Origin of the sequence: Notoacmeibacter ruber (genome assembly GCF_003668555.1) — a bacterium.
Classification (GTDB): domain Bacteria; phylum Pseudomonadota; class Alphaproteobacteria; order Rhizobiales; family Rhizobiaceae; genus Notoacmeibacter; species Notoacmeibacter ruber.
In genome coordinates this window covers 2,050,846-2,071,545 of sequence record NZ_RCWN01000001.1, presented here as the reverse complement: position 1 = coordinate 2,071,545, position 20,700 = coordinate 2,050,846, and the positions used below count along the sequence as shown (strand labels likewise).

Sequence of the window (20,700 nt, the reverse complement as noted above, 5' to 3'; positions counted from 1 at the left end):
AGCGTGCGACGGCGGCGACTATAGCCGGACTGTCAAAGAGGGGAAGCGGATGGTGGGCGTGACAGGGATTGAACCTGTGACCCCTTCGATGTCAACGAAGTGCTCTCCCGCTGAGCTACACGCCCATCCGTGAGGGCGGCATAAATCATGCCCGCCCGCAATCGTCAATGGCTAATTGCCGCGAAATGCGACCACTTTTCCGAAGCCTTTACCTGCCTTGAATCTCAGGCCGCCTGAAGCATCTTCTCCACCTCGTCCACCAGATCGCGCAGGTGGAACGGCTTGGAGAGAACCTTGGCGTTCTGCGGCGCGTTCGAATCGGGATTGAGAGCGACCGCGGCAAAACCGGTGATGAACATGACCTTGAGGTCGGGGTCGATTTCCGTCGCCTTGCGGGCCAGTTCGATCCCGTCCATCTCCGGCATGACAATGTCGGTCAGGAGCAGGTTGAAGGGCTCTTCGCGCAGGAGGTCGTAAGCGCTGGCGCCATTGTCGAAATCGGTCACAGAATAGCCCGCGCGCTCCAGCGCGCGAACCAGAAAGCGCCGCATGTCATTATCGTCTTCTGCCAGGAGGATCCGCTTCATCGCATGTTCCAGATCGTTGGAGAACCCGCCGTGGCGGCGACGGTTCTGTGTTCGTTAACCATATGGAAGTGTCCGGGTAAATAAGTCGTAAACGGTATGGCTGGACGGGGCCTTGTGTCCGTGACAGTCTCTACCGCCGCGTTTGGGAAAACAATGGGATTATGAGCGTTCACACCGATTTCGAGACCATCGCCCCCTTCTCGGTGCGCGTACCGGCCATACAGACCATCCCCTTTCTTTTCAATTCGCCTCATAGCGGCCGCTATTATCCGCGGCGCTTTATCGCCTCCAGCCGCCTGAATGCCGATAGTGTGAGGCGCAGCGAAGACGTGTTGGTCGACGAGCTTTTCGCCGATGTGGTTTCGCTGGGTGCCCCGCTGATGATGGCGCATTTTCCCAGAGCCTATCTCGATGTGAACCGCGAGCCTTGGGAGCTCGATCCGCGCATGTTTTCCGGTGATTTGCCGGCCGGCGTCAACAGCCGGTCGCCGCGCGTCGTGGGAGGGCTCGGAACGGTGCCGCGAATCGTGGCGGAAGGTCAGCCCATCTATCGCGAGAAGCTGCCGGCCGCCGAAGCCCTGGAGCGGATCGAAGCGCTATACATGCCCTATCACGACATGCTGGGCGAACTGATCGAGCGAACCTTCGATGAATTCGGGCAGGCCATCCTCGTCGACTGCCACTCCATGCCCTCATCGACCCGCTTTGCCGATGGCGGGCCGGTACCTGACATCATTCTCGGGGACCGATTCGGCGCGGCCTGTCATTCAGCGCTTGCGGATCATGCCTTTCAGGTTCTGACCGATCTCGGCTTTCGGGTCGCCCACAACCGGCCCTATGCCGGCGGTTTCATTACCGAACGGTACGGCCGGCCGGCCACGGGACGTCACGCCCTTCAGGTGGAAATCAATCGCGCGCTCTATCTGGAAGAGAAGACCTACCAGAAAACGAGTGATTTCGACGCCGTGCGCGAGGCGATGAAGACGTTCGCCGCACGCCTTGGCGAATTGCCGGCCTTCTGGGCGGTTTCCTCGCAGGCCGCAGCCGAATAGAACGCTCGTTTTCAAACCAGGATGATCCGATGTCTCATGCGTCTTCCGACAGCGCCATCATGGCCGACTTCCTGCGCGAACTGGCGCGCCTTGCCGCTGAGCAGACGTTGCCGCGCTTTCGCAGGGCGCTTGCCGTCGATAACAAGGAAGAGGGCGCTTTCGACCCCGTTACCGAGGCGGATCGTGAAGCGGAACGGGTTATCCGCGAGGCGATCGAAAAACAGTTTCCAGACGATGGCATCCAGGGCGAGGAATTCGGACAGCTTCGTGCTGAGGCGGCACGGCGCTGGGTTATCGATCCGGTCGACGGGACGCGTTCCTTCATTTGCGGGATTCCGCTGTGGGGCACGCTTGTCGGGCTTCTGGACGAGGGTGAAGCGCGAATCGGCCTTCTGTCGCAGCCTTTTCTCGGTGAAGTCTTCATCGCTGACGGCGAGAGTGCGTTTCTCGAGCGGGGCGACGATCGCCGGCCGCTTACGGTCAGCGACTGTCGTTCGCTATCGGCGGCGCGCATGTTCACGACCGATCCCGCTCTCTGGAAGGGCGATGAGAAGGACGGTTTCGAGGCGCTCCGGCAGGATGTGCGGCTCATGCGCTATGGCGCGGACTGCTACGCCTTCGGCATGCTGGCCGATGGGCGGGCCGACCTCGTCGCTGAGTCGGGACTGAACAGCTACGATATCATGGCGCTTATACCGATCATTCGCCAGGCGGGAGGCGTGATCGGCCGGGTCGATGGCGGGCCGGCGGAGAAGGCGGGCACCGTTCTGGCAGCGGCGACATTGGAACTGTTCGAGGCGGCACGCGCCAGGCTGCGCGGCGAAGAGGCCTAGTCAGTCCTCGCGGAAAAAAGCGTCCACCGCGGCCAGGGCCTGTTCGCGAAAGAGGTCGGCTTCCTGAAGCAATTCATGACGGGCGCCGTCGACCGTGACGGAGGCTGCCGAGCGCATCGCATTGGCGAGCCGTACGCCCGCCGGTGCCGAGACAACCTGATCCGACCCCGCAATGACGAAAAGCGTCGGTGTTTTGACCTGCGAATAGTGGGATGGTGAATTGACCCGCGCGATGGCGCGGGACGCGGCCGCAACCCATGCGACCGCCGGTCCGCCAAGGGAGAGGTCCGGCCGCTCTTCCGCCAGCTTGCGATTGCGCGCATAGCGTGCCGCATCGGATGTCAGGCGGTTCGTGACAAAGGGCTGGCGGTCGGCGGGCTTCGCTTTGCCCCACATTCTCATCGAGCCGAATCCAAGCGCGACAAGCCAATGGGCGATCCGGCCGACCCACTGCGGCGGAAGGGGCAGGGGGCCAAAGCCGACGAAAGGCGAAAGAAGGACCATACGCGAGGCCCGCGTCAGCATGTTCGGCCCGGCATAGAGCGCCGCCAGAGCGCCCGACGAATGGGCCAGAACGTAATAGGGCGCATGGCAATCGGGCAGAACGACGGACTTGAAAATGGCCTCGATATCGTCCCGCCAGGTGTCGAAACTGTCCAGGTAGCCCTTGTTGCGATTGCGGAGCAGTCGTGACGAGCCGCCTTGCCCACGCCAGTCGAAGGTGACGACGTCGAAGCCGATCGCGCCGAGATCCTTGATGGTCTCAAAGAGCTTCTCGATCGTCTCGTTGCGGCCACTGAGAAGCAGGATCGTTCCGCGCCGAGGACTGCGACGTGCCACAAAGCGCGCATAGCGCAAGCGCTGGTTCCGTCCGACGGGCACATAGCCGGCATCGGCGAGGGGCGGCATCGGATTGCCATCCATCTGGAACAATACGGTCTCGGCCGGGTCGCCGGCCGGTGCTTCGTTTTGTGTTCCGGGATGAATGTTCGCCGCTACGGCCATGCACGGGTTCCGTTACTATTGGGTGCAAAAGCCATAATGACCCCGCTGGCGCATGGCAACGCATCAACGGGGTCATGGAGGACATAGGATTAAAAGAAGGAGCCGGACGGATCGGGGAAGGGACGGACCCGTCCGTCCGGCGGCTCCGGTCCCTTCCGAGAGCCGAAGCTTGGGAGAGTTATAAGGGGGCGCATTTGAACCCAGGCCGAAGACCTCGTTCAGCCAGCGTTCAGGCATGGGGCGCAAATGCGGCAGGTGTTTCTTGCTGCCGCAAGTACAGATCTTGAACGCCGCAAATCCAGCACCCAAATAGGATTTGCAGCCGCCCGTCAGGGGGTTGCGCAAGCCCTTCCCGTTCGCCGGTTACCGGGTACGGATCGAAGGGCGATACGCAAACCATGTCGCTTTATGAAAGGACACAACCATGCGTCATGTCGATTTTTCGCCGCTCTACCGTTCAACCGTCGGTTTCGACCGGATGTTCACCCTTCTGGACAGTCTGGCTCAGCCGGAGAGCGCCCCTTCCTATCCGCCCTATAATATTGAACGCACGGCAGATGACACCTACCGCATCACCATGGCGGTGGCCGGTTTCGACGAAGACGAACTTTCGGTCGAGGCTCATCGCAACGTGCTGACGATCAAGGGCGCAAAGGCTGAAGAGGAAAACGCGGACGAGCGGGAATTCCTGCATCGCGGCATCGCGACCCGGGCTTTCGAACGCCGTTTCCAACTGGCCGATCACGTCGAAGTCAGCGCCGCCGGCCTGAAAAACGGTCTTCTTCATGTCGATCTCAAGCGCAATGTGCCTGAGGAAATGAAGCCGCGCCGCATCGCGATCACGTCTGCGAAGCCGGCCGAAGCGCCGCAGATCGAAGGCCAGACCAACTGATCTGACGGTCCATGTATGATGATGGGCGGTGCCTTCGGGTGCCGCCCTTTTGTTTTGGGAGCCATTTTCGCGGCTGTCCTCCGCATGCTTGAAGCCCTAGCCTAATTGTGCGATAAATTCGAATTAGGACAGTATTGCTGTCTTATTTGACGGAGCGTTTTCAGACCGGCTGGAGCATGCCTGCCGGTTTTCGCGGTGCGCCACGGAAATGGCCGCAGGCGATAGAGGCGGATACCGTTCAATCCAGATAGGAACGAACAATGGCTCGCGCGCGAGCGCGACGGAGGGTAGGGCGATGACGGAACAGAGCAGAGCGATGACGGTGGCGGCTCTTCCGAAAACGGGTCTCCCCGACGCGCAGGGCCTTTATGATCCGCGTAACGAGCATGATGCCTGCGGCGTCGGTTTCATCGCCGATATGAAGAACCGGCAATCGCACAAGATCATCGAAGATGGTCTCTTCATCCTCGAAAACCTCACCCACCGCGGCGCGGTCGGCGCCGATCCGCTGATGGGCGACGGCGCGGGGATGCTTGTCCAGATCCCGCATGCCTTCTTCAAGGCGGTGATGGCCGAGACCGGGGTCGATCTTCCGGAGCCCGGCCAGTACGGCGTCGGCCATTTCTTCATGCCGCAGGATGCCGATCTGCGCGCCCATATCGAGGATATCATCCGCGACGCGGCCCATTCCGAGGGCATTCCGTTTCTCGGCTTCCGCGATGTGCCGGTCGACAATTCCTCCCTGTCCAAGGCGCCGGACATCGTTGCGTCCGAGCCTGTCCACCGGCAGGCCTTTGTCGGTCGGCCGGAGGGAATTGAGAGCGACGACGATTACGAGCGCCGTCTCTATATTCTCCGCAAGGTCATCAGTCAGCGCATTCACTCGGAGACGAAGGGGCGCGACAATGGCTGGTATCCTGTTTCCCTTTCCAGCCGCACGATCGTCTACAAGGGCATGTTCCTGGCCTATCAGCTCGGCCGTTATTACAAGGATCTGACCGATGAGCGCTTCGAAAGCGCTCTCGCTCTCGTCCACCAGCGCTTCTCGACCAACACCTTCCCGAGCTGGAAGTTGAGCCACCCCTACCGGCTGGTGGCGCATAATGGCGAGATCAACACATTGCGTGGCAATGTGAACTGGATGGCGGCGCGTCAGGCTTCCGTTTCCTCCGACCTCTTCGGAGAGGATATTCAGAAGCTCTGGCCGATCTCCTATGAAGGTCAATCGGATACCGCCTGTTTCGACAATGCGCTGGAGTTCCTTTTCCAGGGCGGCTACTCGCTGACCCACGCGATGATGATGCTGATCCCGGAAGCATGGGCCGGCAACAAGCTGATGGGCGAAGATCGGCGGGCCTTCTATGAATATCACGCCGCGCTGATGGAGCCGTGGGACGGCCCAGCCGCTGTGGCCTTTACCGATGGAAGGATCATCGGCGCGACGCTCGACCGCAACGGTCTGCGCCCGGCCCGTTATATCGTCACCAAGGACGATCGGGTCGTCATGGCGTCCGAGGCGGGGACTCTTCCGGTCGCGGAGAAGGATATCGTCAGGAAGTGGCGGCTTCAGCCCGGCAAGATGCTGATGATCGACCTGAAGGAGGGACGCATCATCTCCGACGTCGAGGTCAAGAGCGACCTCGCCGAACTGCACCCTTATCGGGAATGGCTCGAAGGCACGCAGATCATCCTTGAGGATCAGGCACCGGTCGAGCCGCGTGCCCTGCGCAAGGATGTGTCTCTGCTCGACCGCCAACAGGCCTTCGGCTACACGCAGGAAGACGTGCGCTTGCTCATGTCGCCCATGGCAACCACCGGTCAGGAAGCGATCGGCTCGATGGGCACCGATACGCCGATCAGCGCGATGAGCGACAAGTCCAAGCTGCTCTACACCTATTTCAAGCAGAACTTCGCGCAGGTGACCAACCCGCCGATCGATCCGATCCGCGAAGAGCTGGTGATGAGCCTTGTCTCCTTCATCGGGCCGCGCCCGAACATTCTGGATCATGAAGGCGCGTCCAAGCGCAAGCGGCTCGAAGTTCGCCAGCCCATCCTGACCAATGCGGATCTGGAGAAGATCCGCAATATCGGTCACACCGACGATCGCTTCGACACAAAGACGCTCGACATCACCTTCGATGCGCGCGAGGGCGCGGGCGGGATGCCTAGCGCGGTCTCGCATCTTTGTGAAAAGGCCGAGAAGGCGGTTCACAACGGCTACAACATCATCATTCTTTCGGACCGTCAGATCGGGCCGGACCGGATCGCCATTCCGGCCCTGCTGGCAACGGCAGCCGTTCACCACCATTTGATCCGCAAGGGGTTGCGGACCTCGGCCGGGCTGGTCGTGGAATCGGGCGAGCCTCGCGAAGTGCACCATTTCGCGTGCCTTGCCGGCTATGGCGCAGAGGCAATCAATCCCTATCTCGCCTTCGACACCCTTCTGGACGAGCACAAGAACGGGGCCTTCCCGCCCGAAGTCGACGCTCAGGAAGTCGTGACCCGTTACATCAAGGCGATTGGCAAGGGCATCCTCAAGGTCATGTCCAAGATGGGCATCTCGACCTATCAGTCCTATTGCGGCGCGCAGATTTTCGATGCGGTCGGCCTGTCGACGAAGTTTCTCGATAAGTATTTCTATGGCACCGCGACGACGATCGAAGGTGCGGGCATTGCCGAGATCGCGGAAGAGACCGCAATGCGGCACTATCTCGCTTTCTCCAACGATCCGGTCCTGCGGCGCAATCTCGATGTGGGCGGCGAATATGCCTATCGCATGCGTGGCGAAAAGCATGTCTGGACACCGGATTCGGTCGCCTCGCTCCAACATGCGGTCCGCACGTCGAGCTTCAGCACCTTCAAGGAATTTTCCGAACAGGTGAACGAAGCGGCCAATGCCGCACAGACCATTCGCGGGCTTTTCCATATCAAGACGGCCGAGGAAGACGGGCGCGAGCCCATCGATATCTCCGAGGTCGAGCCGGCCAGCGAGATCGTCAAGCGCTTCTCGACGGGCGCGATGAGCTTCGGATCGATCAGCCGCGAGGCGCACACGACGCTGGCGCGTGCCATGAACCAGATGGGCGGCAAGTCCAATACGGGTGAGGGCGGCGAAGAGCCGGACCGGTTCAACCCGCTGGCCACCGGCGGCATGAACCCGGAACGTTCCGCGATCAAGCAGGTGGCGTCCGGCCGGTTCGGCGTGACGGCGGAATATCTCATCAACTCCGACATGATGCAGATCAAGGTCGCGCAGGGCGCCAAGCCCGGCGAGGGCGGCCAGTTGCCCGGTCACAAAGTGGATGCCACGATCGCCAAGGTGCGCCATTCGACGCCGGGCGTCGGCCTGATTTCGCCGCCGCCGCACCATGACATCTATTCGATCGAAGATCTGGCGCAGCTCATCTTCGACCTGAAGAACGTCAACCCGGATGCCGATGTCTCCGTAAAGCTGGTCTCGGAGGTCGGAGTCGGCACGGTTGCGGCCGGTGTTGCCAAGGCGCGCGCCGATCACATCACCATTTCCGGGTATGACGGCGGCACGGGCGCTTCGCCCCTGACCTCGCTCAAGCATGCGGGCAGCCCGTGGGAAATGGGGCTTGCCGAGACCCATCAGACGCTGGTCAGGAACAATCTGCGCTCGCGCGTCGCGCTGCAGGTCGATGGCGGTATCCGTACCGGGCGCGACGCCATTGTCGGGGCGCTGCTCGGCGCCGACGAATTCGGCTTCTCAACTGCGCCGCTGATCGCTGCCGGTTGTATCATGATGAGGAAATGTCACCTCAACACCTGCCCGGTCGGTGTCGCGACGCAGGATCCCGTCCTTCGCAAGCGCTTCAAGGGCGCGCCGGAGCATGTGGTCAACTATTTCTTCTATGTCGCCGAAGAGATGCGCGAACTGATGGCTGCAATGGGCTTCCGGACGCTCGAAGAGCTGACAGGTCGCTCCGACCTTCTCGACAAGAAGGACATGATCGATAGCTGGAAGGCGCAGGGCCTCGACTTCTCGAAGGTGTTCTTCAAGCCCCACGCAGCGCCCGAGCAGATCCGCTGGACGGAACGTCAGGATCACCCGATCCACGAAATCCTCGATCGCAAGCTGATCGAAGAGGCTGAGGCTGCGCTGACCACACGCCAGCAGGTTCGTCTTGAAGCGGAAATCAGGAACGTCGATCGTTCGGCAGGAGCGATGCTGTCGGGCCGCGTCGCCAAGAACTTCGGCCACAAGGGCCTTGCGGACGACACCATTCATGTGACGCTCCGCGGCACAGCCGGCCAGAGTTTCGGCGCGTTCCTCGCCCATGGCGTGACGTTCGACCTGATCGGTGACGGCAACGACTATGTCGGCAAGGGCCTGTCGGGTGGAAAGATCATCATCCGCCCGCCTGAAGACGCTTCGATCAAGCCGTCGGAATCCATCATCGTCGGCAATACGGTCCTCTATGGCGCCATCGAGGGTGAATGTTACTTCCGTGGTATTGCTGGAGAGCGCTTTGCCGTCCGCAATTCCGGAGCTGTGGCCGTCGTCGAAGGCGTGGGCGACCACGGCTGCGAATATATGACGGGTGGTGTGGTTGTGGTTCTTGGCGGAACCGGGCGTAACTTCGCCGCCGGCATGAGCGGCGGCGTCGCCTATGTCCTCGATGAGGACGACAATTTCGCCGAGCGGTGCAACATGGCTATGGTCGAGCTGGAGCCTGTCCCTGAAGAGGATGACATGCTCGAGAAGCTGCACCACCATGGCGGCGACCTGATGCATAAGGGTCTGGTGGACGTGCTGGACGACATGACGAGCCATGATGAGGAGCGCCTCTATCAGCTCATCGCCAATCACAAGCATCACACAGGCTCCGACCGGGCGGCAACGATCCTTGATAACTGGACCGAGTACCGTCCGAAATTCCGGAAGGTGATGCCGGTCGAGTACCGGCGTGCTCTGGAAGAGATGGAGCGCAATAAGATGGGAGTGGCGGCTGAATGATCATCACCACCACCAATACCGTCGAAGGCCGGCGTATCGTGGCCTATCATGGTGTCGTAACTGGCGAAGCGATCCTCGGAACGAATGTGTTTCGCGATTTCTTCGCCTCCATTCGCGACATTGTGGGCGGCCGCTCCGGCTCTTACGAGAAAAGCCTGGGTCAGGGGCGCGAACTTGCGCTTGGCGAGATGGGCGACGAAGCCCAACGCCTCGGCGGCAATGCGGTCGTCGGCGTCGATCTGGATTATGAGAACATCACGTCCGGCAATGGCTCCTCCTCCATGTTGATGGTGGTGGCATCGGGAACGGCTGTGACGCTGGAATAGAGGCTTCTTGCACAGCATCGCGGGCATTGGCCGCATTGAAGAACAGTAGAAGGGTGCGCTAGAACGCGCCCACGTGCGAAAAGCGCGCGTCAGACGGGGGTTGGACGCCTATGGGTAAGGTAACGGGTTTCCTTGAGATCGACCGGCAGGATCCGAAGTATCAGCCGGCATCCGACCGAATTCGCCATTTCAAGGAATTCACCATTCCTATGGAAACGGGTGAAGTGCGCAAACAGGCCGCCCGCTGCATGGATTGCGGAATTCCGTTCTGCCATGGGCCGACGGGCTGTCCGGTGCACAACCAGATCCCGGACTGGAACGATCTGATCTGGAACGATCAGTGGGAAGAGGCCATCGTCAACCTCTATTCCACCAACAACTTCCCGGAATTCACGGGCCGCATCTGCCCGGCTCCGTGCGAGGAAGCGTGCACGCTCAATCTCGAGGATGTGCCGGTTGCCATCAAAACCATCGAGCAGGCGATTGCGGACAAGGCCTATGAGACGGGCTACATTCGGCCGCGTCCGGCTGAGACGCAGACCGGCAAGCGCGTCGCTATTATCGGCTCTGGTCCGGCTGGACTTGCCGCTGCGCAGCAACTCGGTCGCGCGGGCCACAAGGTCGATCTGTTTGAACGCGAAAGCAAGCCGGGTGGCCTGCTGCGTTACGGCATTCCCGACTTCAAGATGGAAAAGCACCTGATCGACCGGCGTGTCACACAGATGGAAGGCGAAGGCGTCACATTCCATTGCGGTGTCGAGATCGGCGTCGACCGTACCGTTCAGAGCCTTCTCGATGAATATGACGCCGTTCTCTACTGCGGCGGTTCTGAGACGCCGCGCGCAGCCGGCATTCCGGGGGCCGATCTCGATGGCGTCTATGATGCGATGCCTTTCCTGGTTCAACAGAACCGCCGTGTCGGCAAGGAAAACCCGCAATCGGCGGCTTGGGCGCTCGATCATGAGGTGAGTGCTGGGGGCCGGCGCGTCGTCGTGGTCGGCGGCGGCGATACAGCCTCCGACTGCGTGGGCACGTCGTTCCGCCAGGGCGCGACCCGGGTGACCCAGCTCGACATTCGTCCGCAACCGCCGGAAAAGGAAGACAAACTGACCGTCTGGCCTTACTGGGCGACCAAGATGCGGACATCGTCCAGCCAGGCGGAAGGGGCAGAGCGCGAGTTTCAGGTCGCGACCATCGCTTTCGTTGGAGAAGAGGGACGACTGACCGGTGTGAAGGTCGCCAAGGTCGACGAAAAGCGCAATCCGATCGAGGGTACGGAGTTCGTCATTCCGGCGGAACTGGCCTTCATCGCGATCGGCTTTGCCGGGCCTGCCACACGTGGCGTGCTCTCCGATCTCGGCGAACAGCTTGTGACCAATACGGACCGGCGCGGTTCCGTCAATGTGGTTGGTAATGACCGCGATTATCGGACCAATATCGACAAGTTCTATGTCGCAGGCGACGTCCGCCGGGGACAGAGCCTCGTCGTTTGGGCGATCCGCGAGGGCCGACAGGCTGCTCGTTCGATCGATGAGGCTTTGATGGGCGAAAGCCTTCTGCCGCGTTAAGCGCTAGTTCGCTGAAACCGTCGGATTAGAAGTCGAGGAGAGGCGGGCCGGACGGTCGGTTGCCGCAGCTTGCTCGTCACGCGAAGGCGCGTCGCCTTCATCGATGGTACCGGCTGGAAGCCGGCTGGTGCCACCGAAGTCGGATGCGCGTCCTTTCGGCGGTAGCGGCGGCAAGCCGCTCGTCACCGGCGCCGTATCGTTTTCACTATCATCGCCAGTTGGCCCAGCAATGCCGCCATAGAGACCCTCTGCACCATCAAGTTCAGGGTCGTCGATCGTATAGACGGGCGTCCGCGTCATGGAAGAGACGTCGGGCTTGACGGTGTCCAGTTCGGGACCGGTTATGACCGGCGGCTTGCCTGAAATCATCCCGCCAAGGGCCTCATCGAGAGCCTTCTCGGTATAGAAAGCCAGCTTTTCATCGCCGGCGGATGTCATGTTGATGCCGTCACTATTGCGAAGGCGTGCCATTTGGCCCTTCACATCCGGACCGGTGAAGACAAAATTGCCCTCGCTGTCGACGAAGCCTTCCCACACGTCTACGAAGTGGCCTTTCTGTTCCTCTACAACGGTGCGGTAGATTTCGTTGAAGGCCAGCATGTCGGTATTCATCGAGCTGAACTTATAGGATGGCTGGCCGACCCAGATCAGCGGAATCTCCGCTTCGCCAGCCACTTTGGCGATCTCTCCGACCCGTCGGCGATATTCATCGTTCCATTCGGAGGAGCGGACCGGCTGCGCGCGCCCGTTGACGCCCATGGCCTGCCGGTCATTGGCGCCGATCATCACGATAAGAACGTCGGGGTCTTTCTCTTCGACAAGGCCCGGCAGACGCGCTGGCCAATCGAAATAATCGTCGCGCACGAGGCCGGAGGAGCCATTGTCGCTCTCGGCAATGCGGATGTTTTCCTTGTCGGCAAATCGCTCGGTCAGACCATCGGCCAGATTGCCGGCCATGAAATCGCCTACGACCAGGACGGTCCTTGCGTCGTCGCGCTTCTCGACCACCTCGCGGGCGGGTTCTGCCGGCTTGGAAATGACGGGGGCACGCTGTTTTTTCCTGACGGCTTTACGACGGACCGCGGGTTTGCGGGGCTTCGGACGCGCCCTCTGCCTCTGTTGCCGAATTTCCTTCCTCGTCTGCCTGGCGCTGCTGTTGAGCTCATTATCCGAGCGGAAAATTTTGGAAAGAAATCCTTCAGCGGAGGCCGGCGAGGAAAGCACAATGCTCCCGCCGGTGACGGCGAGAGCAAGGGTCAGAAAACCGATCAGAAGGAGACGCGGAACGGAGTGGGGCCCATCGGGGCGAATTGGCGCTACGTTCATAGGCTCCTTTCTCCCGCCGGCGGTCCCGTCAGCGGCGCAGGCTGTTCAGCACTTCCATGGAAGGGAAGCCGTTGACGGTCAAGCCTGAGCGCGCCTGATAGGCTGTGATCGCTCCCATGGTCCCGCCACCGATCTTGCCGTCGATCGCGCCTTCATAGAGCCCATGATGGGCGAGACGCTTCTGCAGCTCACGCTTTTCGTTGGAATTCAGCGGCTTGAAGGGCCGGTTCCAGTCCGCGTAAAGATCGTCATAACCAGCGAGGCGGTCCGAAAGAAGGGCCACCGACAGAGCATATTTGTCGGCATTGTTGTAGCGCTTCAGTACCTCGAAATTCTTGACGACCAGAAAGACGGGGCCGTTGCGGCCATCGGGGACTTTCAGTTCGGCTTTGTCATTGATGGTGAACGACCGGCCATGAGTGCGTCGGATACCAGCGCGTTCCCAATCGCGCAGCGACTGCCAGCCGCCGTAGAACTTTTTGCCGGTGTTCGGCAGAACGACTTCGTAACCCCAGGTGCGGCCGGTTTCCCAGCCATTGCGCGCCAGAAGGTTTGCGGCTGTCGCGAGCGCATCGGGCACGCTGTTCCAGATGTCTTTCTTGCCGTCGCCGTCAAAATCGACGGCATAGGCCAGATAGGAGGTCGGAATGAACTGCGTGTGGCCCATCGCGCCAGCCCAGGACGAGGCCAGATGGCGGCGGTCAATATTGCCGGATTGCAGGATTTTCAGCGCGGCGATCAACTGACCGCGCGCGAATTTCGCACGGCGGCGATCGGCGTAGGCGAGGGTGGCCAGGGCCTGCGGAGCATAGTGCAAGCGGTCGGTCTTCTTCAGATATTCGCCATACTGGCTTTCAATCGACCAGATGGAAAGAACGACCTCGCCCGGGACACCGAAACGCTGCTCGATCCGGCTCAGGAGCGATGCATATTTCCGCTTCATTTCCCTGCCAAGGGCCACGGTGTCTTCATTGACCTGATTGTCGATGTACTGCCAGATCGGCGCTTTGAACTCTGCCTGATTGTTGGCTTTGCGCAGGACTTCCGGGTCGGGATCCGTCACGCCCCTGAAGGCAAGATCATAGGTGGCCGCGCTGACGCCGCTGTTCAGCGCCACGGACCGAAAATCCCTGATCCAACGCTGAAACCCCGCATCGGCATTAGCCGGAGCGGTGGCCAGTGCGGGAGCAGCAGCGATCGCGATAATGGAAAGGCCGCGCACGAGGCGTCGGGCAAATGAGTGGAACGGCATGGGCACCCCCTTGTCGATTCTGATCATCCCCACGATAGACCGGCGCGCATTAAGGAAGCGTTTACCACGACCTGTTGCTTCGCGCTGATCGATTAGAAGGGCTCTATAATCCAAGAAAACGGCACGATGATGACCTGACAGTGTGGCGCTTCAGGCACTGTCAACGCTGAAGTCGAATTCCAAGGAAGGCACTGTTCGCCTTGTAATCGCGATCGGGCAGCGTGCTCGTCTGCCGTTCATGCAGGATGCGGCCGATAATGGCGGCGGAGCGATTCAGCCAGTAGGTCGCGCCGAGTTGAGCCGACAGGATCGTATCCTCATCATCTGTTTCGACATAATCTCGGCGTTCGGCTGTGAAATCGGCTGCAACCTCAAGGTCGGCGCGAAGCTGCCGCGTGATCGTCAGGTCAACGCCCCGCAGGAGGGATCCGGACGCGCCGGTTCCCGTCGCTCCCTCGACCTCTGTTCGCAGGCCGAGGGCGACGTCCGTGCCGCGCATCGGCGACCATGCCAAGCTTCCCTCGATGCTGAACCCGTCGACGTCGGCCAGATCGTCATCATCGGTTCTCTCGGTGATGTAGCCGGCTGCGATCTCTCCTCTCAGCTTCTCGGAGAGGTCAATCTCAACGCCGCCCCGCAAAGCATAGCGATCGGATGAGCGCTCGAAGCCGCTGGCATCGACCTCATTGTCGTAAAATCTGCGTCCTATTTCCATTTCGACGAAAGGGACGAGCGCGGGGGAGATTTCATATCCGGCCCGCAGGCGAAGATTGAGCAGCGTCGTGTTCCGATCGTCCTGGGAGACGGTCCCAGAGGCTGAATCCGCATCGGAATAGGCCGTGCGTTCGACTTCTCCGGTCATCGCGTAACGGGCCGGTCCCTCATATTTCTCAATGCCGACGCTGCTGCCAAAACTATGCTCGAAACTTGACGTATCCGGCGCCACCGTTCCGAAGGGGGCCTCCGCGCCTTCATATTTCCCGGCGTAAAAGGCGGTTGCGTTCAACCGGAGATCGGATGTCAGGCCATATTGCGCTGATGCGTTCACGCCGCCTTCCGGTTCGGAAAAGTCAGCGCCGGAAATGCTCTTTTCATACGTCAGAAACCCATTGAGGCTTGCCGTATCGTCACTGCCCTCGGTCGCGGCTTCGATCCGCAATGTCGTCTCGGACAGAACCGCGCCTTCACCCTCCGGAGTGAGGTTCACATTATCGGTGACGGTCATCCCGCTCTCGATGGAGGGACGCAAGACCATGCCGCCCGCGCGAAAACCGACGGCCTGAAAGATTTCGTCCGCCTCCTGATATTCCGTGTTCGCCTCGTTGCCGTCGATTGAACCGATGCGCGCCGTGCGCTTGAAGTCATCAGCATCGGGGCTGAGCACTGGGCCCTGCCGTATGCTACCGGTCGCGAGGGACTCACTGTCACTTCTGCCGCTCGTATCGGTTTCCGCTGGTCGCTGTTCTTCGCCGCCTTCCAGGCTGGTCCTTCGTTGAGACGAGAGGGCAGGGGTAGCGGAGCGGGCCGGGCGAGCGGCCGCTGAAGGGCGCTGGCGTCCGGGGCCGCTCGTGAAGGACGGGCGGCTGCGCTCCGCCTGCCTCTGAAGCCGGGGGGGAGCGGCCTCATTGTCATCAGGCAGGTCTTCTGCCGAACGATCGCCGAATGAACCGGAGCGGGACTCGTCGTATCGCGGGCGGGATCGGGGAGATGGGACTTCTCTATCGCCGAAAGGGCCCGCACCTTGACGATCCGCTTCTTCAATCGGCGACGGCAAAGGCGTATCCGCCAGAAGGTTCTGGTCAATGATGCGTTGCTGTTCTTCCAGTATGTCGGCGAGCGTGCCTCGGGGCTCCGCCTGCGCCAATATCGTGCTGTCGTCCTGTGCGTTGGCCGCCGCCGGTCCGAATGCGAACAGAACAGTGAGTACGCACAGCCGGACATGTTTCAATGGCGATGAATGCGGATTGCGCACGCCTCAGCTCTCCACGGGCAAAATCCGGCCAGAGCCGGATATGGTGAAGGAAACGTAAGCGTCTATGGTTAAGAAAACTTTGCGGCGCGGCGTGCGCCGCAAAGTTCATGCTGCTTCAACTGTGAGATGGCCTTCTGCCGCGTCGAGAATACGCACCGTCGAACCGGCTGGCAGGTCAGGCCCGGCAACGCGCCAGGAACTGTCGTCGATCCGTGCACGTCCATAACCGTTGACGATCGGCTCGATCAGCGTGGCGGTTCGGCCCACAAGCGCGTCGCCGCGGCGATTCAGGTGCTCTGCGGATTTATCTTCCAACGCGCCTTTCGCGTAGCGGCGTCCCGTGATCGTGAAGGCTGCCGAAAGAACCAGAAAGATGGCAAGTTGCGTCTGCCAGACCAGCCAGTCTGCCGCCGGGCCGATTGCGACAAGGGCGATGGCACCGGTGGCGAGCGCGGCAAGGCCGATCCACAGAAGGAAGACGCCGGGAATTAACAATTCCAGCAGAAGCAGCACGAAGCCGCCAATGATCCAGAGCCAGACGCCGAGCTGTTCGATCAGAAAAGTCATGCAATCACACTACCCGATTGCCAAACAGGCGGCCATTATGCGTCATCCTGTTTGCGGCCCGCGCGGGGCACGCGGGAGCGAGACGACTGGCTGGACGGTGCCGGCTGCTCCGATGGCGGCGTTACCGGCGTATCGCCGAATACATCGCGCGCCAGCTGCCCGATCCCGCCGAGCGAGCCAATCAGCGAGGAGGCTTCGAGTGGCATCAGCACGAGTTTGGAGTTCGGCGCACTGCCGATATTGGTCACCGCTTCGGTGTATTTCTGCGCGACGAAGTAATTGAGAGCCGCCACATCGCCCTTCGCGACGGCATCCGAAACCAGCTCGGTTGCCTTCGCTTCGGCCTCGGCGGCGCGCTCGCGTGCTTCGGCATCGAGGAAAGCGGCGTCTCGCCGGCCCTGAGCCTGCAACACCTGCGCCTGTTTCCGGCCTTCTGCCTCAAGGACCGCGCTCTGCTTGCGGCCTTCCGATTCCAGAATTTCGGCACGCTTGAGACGCTCGGCCTTCATCTGCCGGCCCATTGCTTCGACCAGATCGGTGGGCGGTGAAATATCCTTGATCTCGACGCGGGTCATCTTCACGCCCCAAGGCGAGGTGGCTTCGTCGACAACGCGCAGCAGCTTGTCATTGATGACGTCACGATTGGAGAGCAGTTCGTCGAGATCCATATTGCCCATGACCGATCGGATATTCGTCATGGTGAGGTTCAGGATCGCGTTTTCGAGCCCGGCCACCTCATAAGCTGCAGCGCTGGCGTTCAGCACCTGGTAGAAAGCCACGGCATCGACCATGACGGTGGCGTTGTCGCGGGTGATGACCTCCTGACTCGGGATGTCGAGCACCTGCTCCATCATGTTCATGCGCGAGCCAATGCGCTCGATATAGGGCGTCACCAGAGACAGGCCGGGTGACAGTGTACGGGTATACCGTCCGAAACGCTCAACCGTGTAATTGTAGCCCTGCGGGACGATCGTCACCGCCATGTAGAGCGTCAGGAGAACGAGGACCGCAAGAACGATCAGCGCAATATCGAGAGGGGACATGAAAAGCTCCACTAATATTCTTCAAGCAATCCGACGGCTTTAGATCGCGAAAACGTTCAGTTGAAGGCGACGCCTTTCGAGACAGCGTTTAGATTTCCCGCCGCACCAATTCCTCGATTACGGCCATGCCTTCCGGTGAGTCGTTCAGGCAGGGAATGTGGGTGAACTTCTCGCCGCCATGCTCATGAAAGATTTCACCGGCTTCGCCAGCGATCTCTTCGAGCGTTTCGAGACAGTCGGCCACGAAGCCGGGATTGAAGACGGCGATCCGCTTGATGCCTTCATTGGCCAGCTTCTCCACGGTTTTGTCCGTATAGGGCTGCAGCCATTCTTCCGGCCCGAAACGGCTCTGGAAGCACGTCATGAACCTGCCTTCTTCCCATCCAAGCCGCTTTTCGAGCAGGCGTGACGTCTTCTGACAATGACAGTGATAGGGATCGCCATTCCGGAAATAGCTTTGCGGAATGCCGTGATAGGAGGCGATGACCCGCTCCGGCTCCCAGTCGAGCGTCGCCAGATGCTGCTCGATGGAACGCGCCAGGGCCTCGATATAGACCGGCTCGTCATGCCAGGGCCCGATCGTGGTGATGGAAGGCTGCCAACGGAGTTTCATCAGAGCGCGGAAGAAGTCGTCCTGAACGGTGGCCGTGGTCGAAGCCGAATATTGCGGGTAGAGCGGCATCAGAACGATGTGCTGGCAGCCCTGCTTCAGCAGCCTGTTCGTGACATCTTCGATGGAGGGCTGGCCGTAGCGCATGGCCCAATCCACGACGACGTGCTCTTCGCCGGCCAATGTTTCAGCCAGTTTCTCACCCTGGCTGCGCGTGATGGTACGAAGCGGGCTCTCATTGCGCTCCGTGTTCCAGATCGACGCATAGGCGGCGCCGCTCTTTTTGGGGCGCGTGTTCAGGACGATGCCATAGAGGATCGGATACCATGCCGCGCGCGGCCACTCGATGACGCGTCTGTCGGAAAGGAACTGCCGCAGATAGCGGCGCATCGGCCAGTAATCCGTGCCATCGGGTGTGCCGAGATTGACCAGCAGAACGCCCGTCTTCTTCGGTTCGACCGGGGGGTGATCGGCGGGAAGCGGGCCGATCTTACGCGTCTCTGAGCGGTCGAGCGGCGTCTCCAGCAAAGAAGATCTATGCGGGTTTTCTGTCGCGATGGTTGTCGTCTCGGTCATGAGGGATCAGCGTCTTTCTTCTGGCACTCTGCCATCAATCTAGGTGTGTGGGCGCGGTAATGGGAGGCATGGCCTCTTTCATCGCCCGATATGTTTTCTGCCCGTTTTCTCGGCCAGCTTCATTTGCTCGTGGCGTTGGCGGTAGCGGGCGCGATCCGCTTCCGTTCTGTCTTCATAGCAGTATCGACAGGAAACACCTTCCTCGTAATGAGGGCCGGTCCGGTCCTTTTCCGTGAGGGGATGGCGGCAGGCGCGGCAAAGTGTCGCATCGGAGGTGGCAAGGCCATGGCCGACCGCAACGCGCTCGTCGAAGACAAAACAGTCGCCCTGCCATCGGCTCTCCTCCGTTGGCACCTGTTCGAGATAGGCGAGGATGCCGCCCTTGAGGTGATAGACTTCGTCATGGCCGAGCGACTTCATGTAGGCCGTCGCCTTTTCACACCGGATGCCGCCGGTGCAGAACATGGCCAGTTTCTTGCCGCGCAACTCATTGTCGTGACGCTCCGCCCATTCCGGGAACTGTCGAAAGGTGGTGGTTTCCGGGTCGACGGCCTTATCGAAAGTTCCGAGAGCGATCTCGTAATCGTTGCGCGTGTCGATCACGACCGTGTCAGGGTCGGCCAGAAGTTCGTTCCATTCTTCGGGCGACAGATGCGTGCCGGTGCCGTGAACGGGATCGAGATCTTCCACGCCCATGGTGACGATCTCTTTCTTCAGCCGCACCTTGAGCCGATGAAACGGCATCTCGGCCGCGCGTGCATATTTCACTTCGGCGCGCGTGAAGTCGAGCGCGTCAGATAGTTCTGCAATGAGCGCATCGATGGCGTCGTCAGAGCCTGCTACCGTGCCGTTGATGCCCTCATGAGCGATCAGGAGAGTTCCGCGAATGCCATTGTTTTCGCACAGGCTGAACAGTTGTTCCCGCAGCCCGACGGAATCCGCAACGGTGGTGAAGCAGTAGAGGGCACAGATGCGAATGGGCAGCGCGGTTTTCTTTGTCATGGGCGCCGCTCTAGCGAAAAATCGAAGGCTTTTCCACGTCTCTGCGATGTGGCGGACAATCATATTTTCAATCCGTCGCATTCTAGGAGGAAAAGCATGGTGGTACCGAAACTGGCCGCGCCTCTGGTGGAGGCGATCGGCCGAGAAGCCAAGAGGTTGGATCTGTCGCCGGCGGCTCTTGCGGCTGTTGTCGCGGTAGAGAGCGGCGGCCGTCTTTCGGCGCGGGTTGCTGGCCGGGACGAACCTCTGATCCGCTTCGAGGGGCATTATTTCGACCGCCGGCTGGCGGGCAGGGCCCGCGCGATCGCGCGCGAAGCGGGGCTCGCCCATCCTCGCGCGGGGGCCGTGAAGAATCCGCGCAGCCAAGCCGCACGCTGGACCATGCTGGAGCGTGCTGCGGCCATCCATCATGTCGCGGCTTACGAAAGCTGTTCATGGGGATGCGGGCAGGTGATGGGCTCACACTGGCGCTGGCTCGGTTATCCGTCCGTCGACGCGCTGGTCGCCGATGCCCGAAACGGAATCGGCGGACAGGTGCGCCTGATGGGGCGGTTCATTGCGAGAGCCGGATTGGACGATGCTCTACGCCGGCAGGATTTCAGGGCCTTTGCGAAAGGCTATAACGGCCCGGCCTATGCAAAAAATGCTTACGACACGAAGTTGGAAGCCGCTTTCGGTGCCTATCAACGCTCATTCGTCAAAGCATTGGCCCCGAAAACGAAGACCATAACCTTGCGGCGTGGCATGGACGGCCCGGCCGTTCACAAGATGCAGAGGGACCTCACCGTACTCGGCTATGATTTACGGGTCGACGGCCGCTTCGGGCCGCAGACCGATGCAGTCCTCAAGCGTTTTCAGGCCGATCATGATCTGGTGATCGACGGAATTGCGGGTCCTCGGACATTCGCGGAACTGGTGCGCGCGACGGCGTCGCAGACGGCGCGTTCAGGCGGGAAGGATGATAGTGGCGCCGAGGATGCGTCCATTCCTTCTTCTGTCGGCTGGGCGCTTTTGACGCTGCTTTACGCGGTTCTCCAGAGAGTTTTTGCAAGAACGCGGTTGGACTGAGCCCCCGAAGGACTATAAGTCGGTTCGATCCAAAGCGCGA

At 60.8% G+C, this 20,700-nt stretch carries 16 protein-coding genes and 1 tRNA gene; 7 read left to right on the top strand and 10 right to left on the bottom strand.

The window, feature by feature from the left end; all coding sequences use genetic code 11:
- Positions 1-50 precede the first annotated feature (50 nt).
- Positions 51-125 (bottom strand) — tRNA-Val (locus D8780_RS09870).
- 99 nt (positions 126-224) lie between these two features.
- Positions 225-587 carry a cell cycle two-component system response regulator CpdR gene (cpdR, locus tag D8780_RS09865; protein WP_121645437.1) on the bottom strand — a complete coding sequence of 121 codons (363 nt, stop codon included), beginning with the start codon at positions 585-587 and terminating at the stop codon, positions 225-227.
- Positions 588-748: 161 nt separating this feature from the next.
- Between cpdR and D8780_RS09860 the strand changes: the two genes are divergently transcribed.
- Positions 749-1,639, top strand: a complete 891-nt coding sequence (locus tag D8780_RS09860) for an N-formylglutamate amidohydrolase (protein WP_121645436.1) — start codon at positions 749-751, stop codon at positions 1,637-1,639.
- A 29-nt stretch (positions 1,640-1,668) separates the two neighbouring features.
- Positions 1,669-2,472 (top strand): histidinol-phosphatase, encoded by an 804-nt coding sequence (gene hisN / locus D8780_RS09855; RefSeq protein ID WP_121645435.1) that lies wholly within the window; start codon positions 1,669-1,671, stop codon positions 2,470-2,472.
- On the opposite strand, the gene D8780_RS09850 is transcribed toward hisN, so the two are convergent.
- The gene (locus D8780_RS09850; RefSeq protein WP_121645434.1) at positions 2,473-3,477 is read right to left on the bottom strand and encodes an alpha/beta fold hydrolase; all 1,005 of its coding nucleotides are present in this window, start codon (positions 3,475-3,477) and stop codon (positions 2,473-2,475) included.
- A gap of 424 nt (positions 3,478-3,901) precedes the next feature.
- On the opposite strand from D8780_RS09850, the gene D8780_RS09845 reads away from it, so the two are divergent.
- The 4 genes from D8780_RS09845 (at position 3,902) to D8780_RS09830 (ending at position 11,244) form a co-directional block, all read left to right on the top strand.
- Complete coding sequence (locus D8780_RS09845) at positions 3,902-4,369, top strand: Hsp20 family protein (protein WP_121645433.1); 468 nt, start codon at positions 3,902-3,904, stop codon at positions 4,367-4,369.
- Positions 4,370-4,664: 295 nt separating this feature from the next.
- Positions 4,665-9,350: a glutamate synthase large subunit gene (gene gltB, locus D8780_RS09840; RefSeq protein WP_121645432.1), complete on the top strand. Its 4,686-nt coding sequence runs from the start codon at positions 4,665-4,667 to the stop codon at positions 9,348-9,350.
- Positions 9,347-9,676, top strand: a complete 330-nt coding sequence (locus tag D8780_RS09835; protein ID WP_121645431.1) for a heavy metal-binding domain-containing protein — start codon at positions 9,347-9,349, stop codon at positions 9,674-9,676. The genes gltB and D8780_RS09835 overlap by 4 nt, the downstream gene beginning before the upstream one ends.
- Positions 9,677-9,786: 110 nt before the next feature.
- Positions 9,787-11,244, top strand: a complete 1,458-nt coding sequence (locus D8780_RS09830) for a glutamate synthase subunit beta (RefSeq protein ID WP_121645430.1) — start codon at positions 9,787-9,789, stop codon at positions 11,242-11,244.
- Positions 11,245-11,247: 3 nt separating this feature from the next.
- Here the strand turns inward: D8780_RS09830 and D8780_RS09825 are convergent, their stop codons facing one another.
- The 7 genes from D8780_RS09825 to trhO form a co-directional block, all read right to left on the bottom strand.
- Positions 11,248-12,570 carry an SGNH/GDSL hydrolase family protein gene (locus D8780_RS09825; RefSeq protein ID WP_121645429.1) on the bottom strand — a complete coding sequence of 441 codons (1,323 nt, stop codon included), beginning with the start codon at positions 12,568-12,570 and terminating at the stop codon, positions 11,248-11,250.
- A gap of 28 nt (positions 12,571-12,598) precedes the next feature.
- Positions 12,599-13,822: a lytic murein transglycosylase gene (locus D8780_RS09820; RefSeq protein WP_121645428.1), complete on the bottom strand. Its 1,224-nt coding sequence runs from the start codon at positions 13,820-13,822 to the stop codon at positions 12,599-12,601.
- Positions 13,823-13,982: 160 nt separating this feature from the next.
- The gene (locus D8780_RS09815) at positions 13,983-15,794 is read right to left on the bottom strand and encodes an outer membrane beta-barrel protein (protein ID WP_121645427.1); all 1,812 of its coding nucleotides are present in this window, start codon (positions 15,792-15,794) and stop codon (positions 13,983-13,985) included.
- A 105-nt stretch (positions 15,795-15,899) separates the two neighbouring features.
- Complete coding sequence (locus D8780_RS09810) at positions 15,900-16,361, bottom strand: NfeD family protein (protein WP_121645426.1); 462 nt, start codon at positions 16,359-16,361, stop codon at positions 15,900-15,902.
- Positions 16,362-16,396: 35 nt separating this feature from the next.
- On the bottom strand, positions 16,397-17,404 hold the full coding sequence (locus D8780_RS09805; RefSeq protein WP_121646501.1) for an SPFH domain-containing protein: 1,008 nt from the start codon (positions 17,402-17,404) through the stop codon (positions 16,397-16,399).
- An 88-nt stretch (positions 17,405-17,492) separates the two neighbouring features.
- Positions 17,493-18,590 (bottom strand): ferrochelatase, encoded by a 1,098-nt coding sequence (gene hemH, locus D8780_RS09800; RefSeq protein ID WP_121645425.1) that lies wholly within the window; start codon positions 18,588-18,590, stop codon positions 17,493-17,495.
- 78 nt (positions 18,591-18,668) lie between these two features.
- Positions 18,669-19,592: an oxygen-dependent tRNA uridine(34) hydroxylase TrhO gene (gene trhO / locus D8780_RS09795; protein ID WP_121645424.1), complete on the bottom strand. Its 924-nt coding sequence runs from the start codon at positions 19,590-19,592 to the stop codon at positions 18,669-18,671.
- Positions 19,593-19,688: 96 nt separating this feature from the next.
- Between trhO and D8780_RS09790 the strand changes: the two genes are divergently transcribed.
- The gene (locus D8780_RS09790) at positions 19,689-20,660 is read left to right on the top strand and encodes an N-acetylmuramidase domain-containing protein (RefSeq protein WP_121645423.1); all 972 of its coding nucleotides are present in this window, start codon (positions 19,689-19,691) and stop codon (positions 20,658-20,660) included.
- The last annotated feature ends 40 nt before the right edge of the window (positions 20,661-20,700 follow it).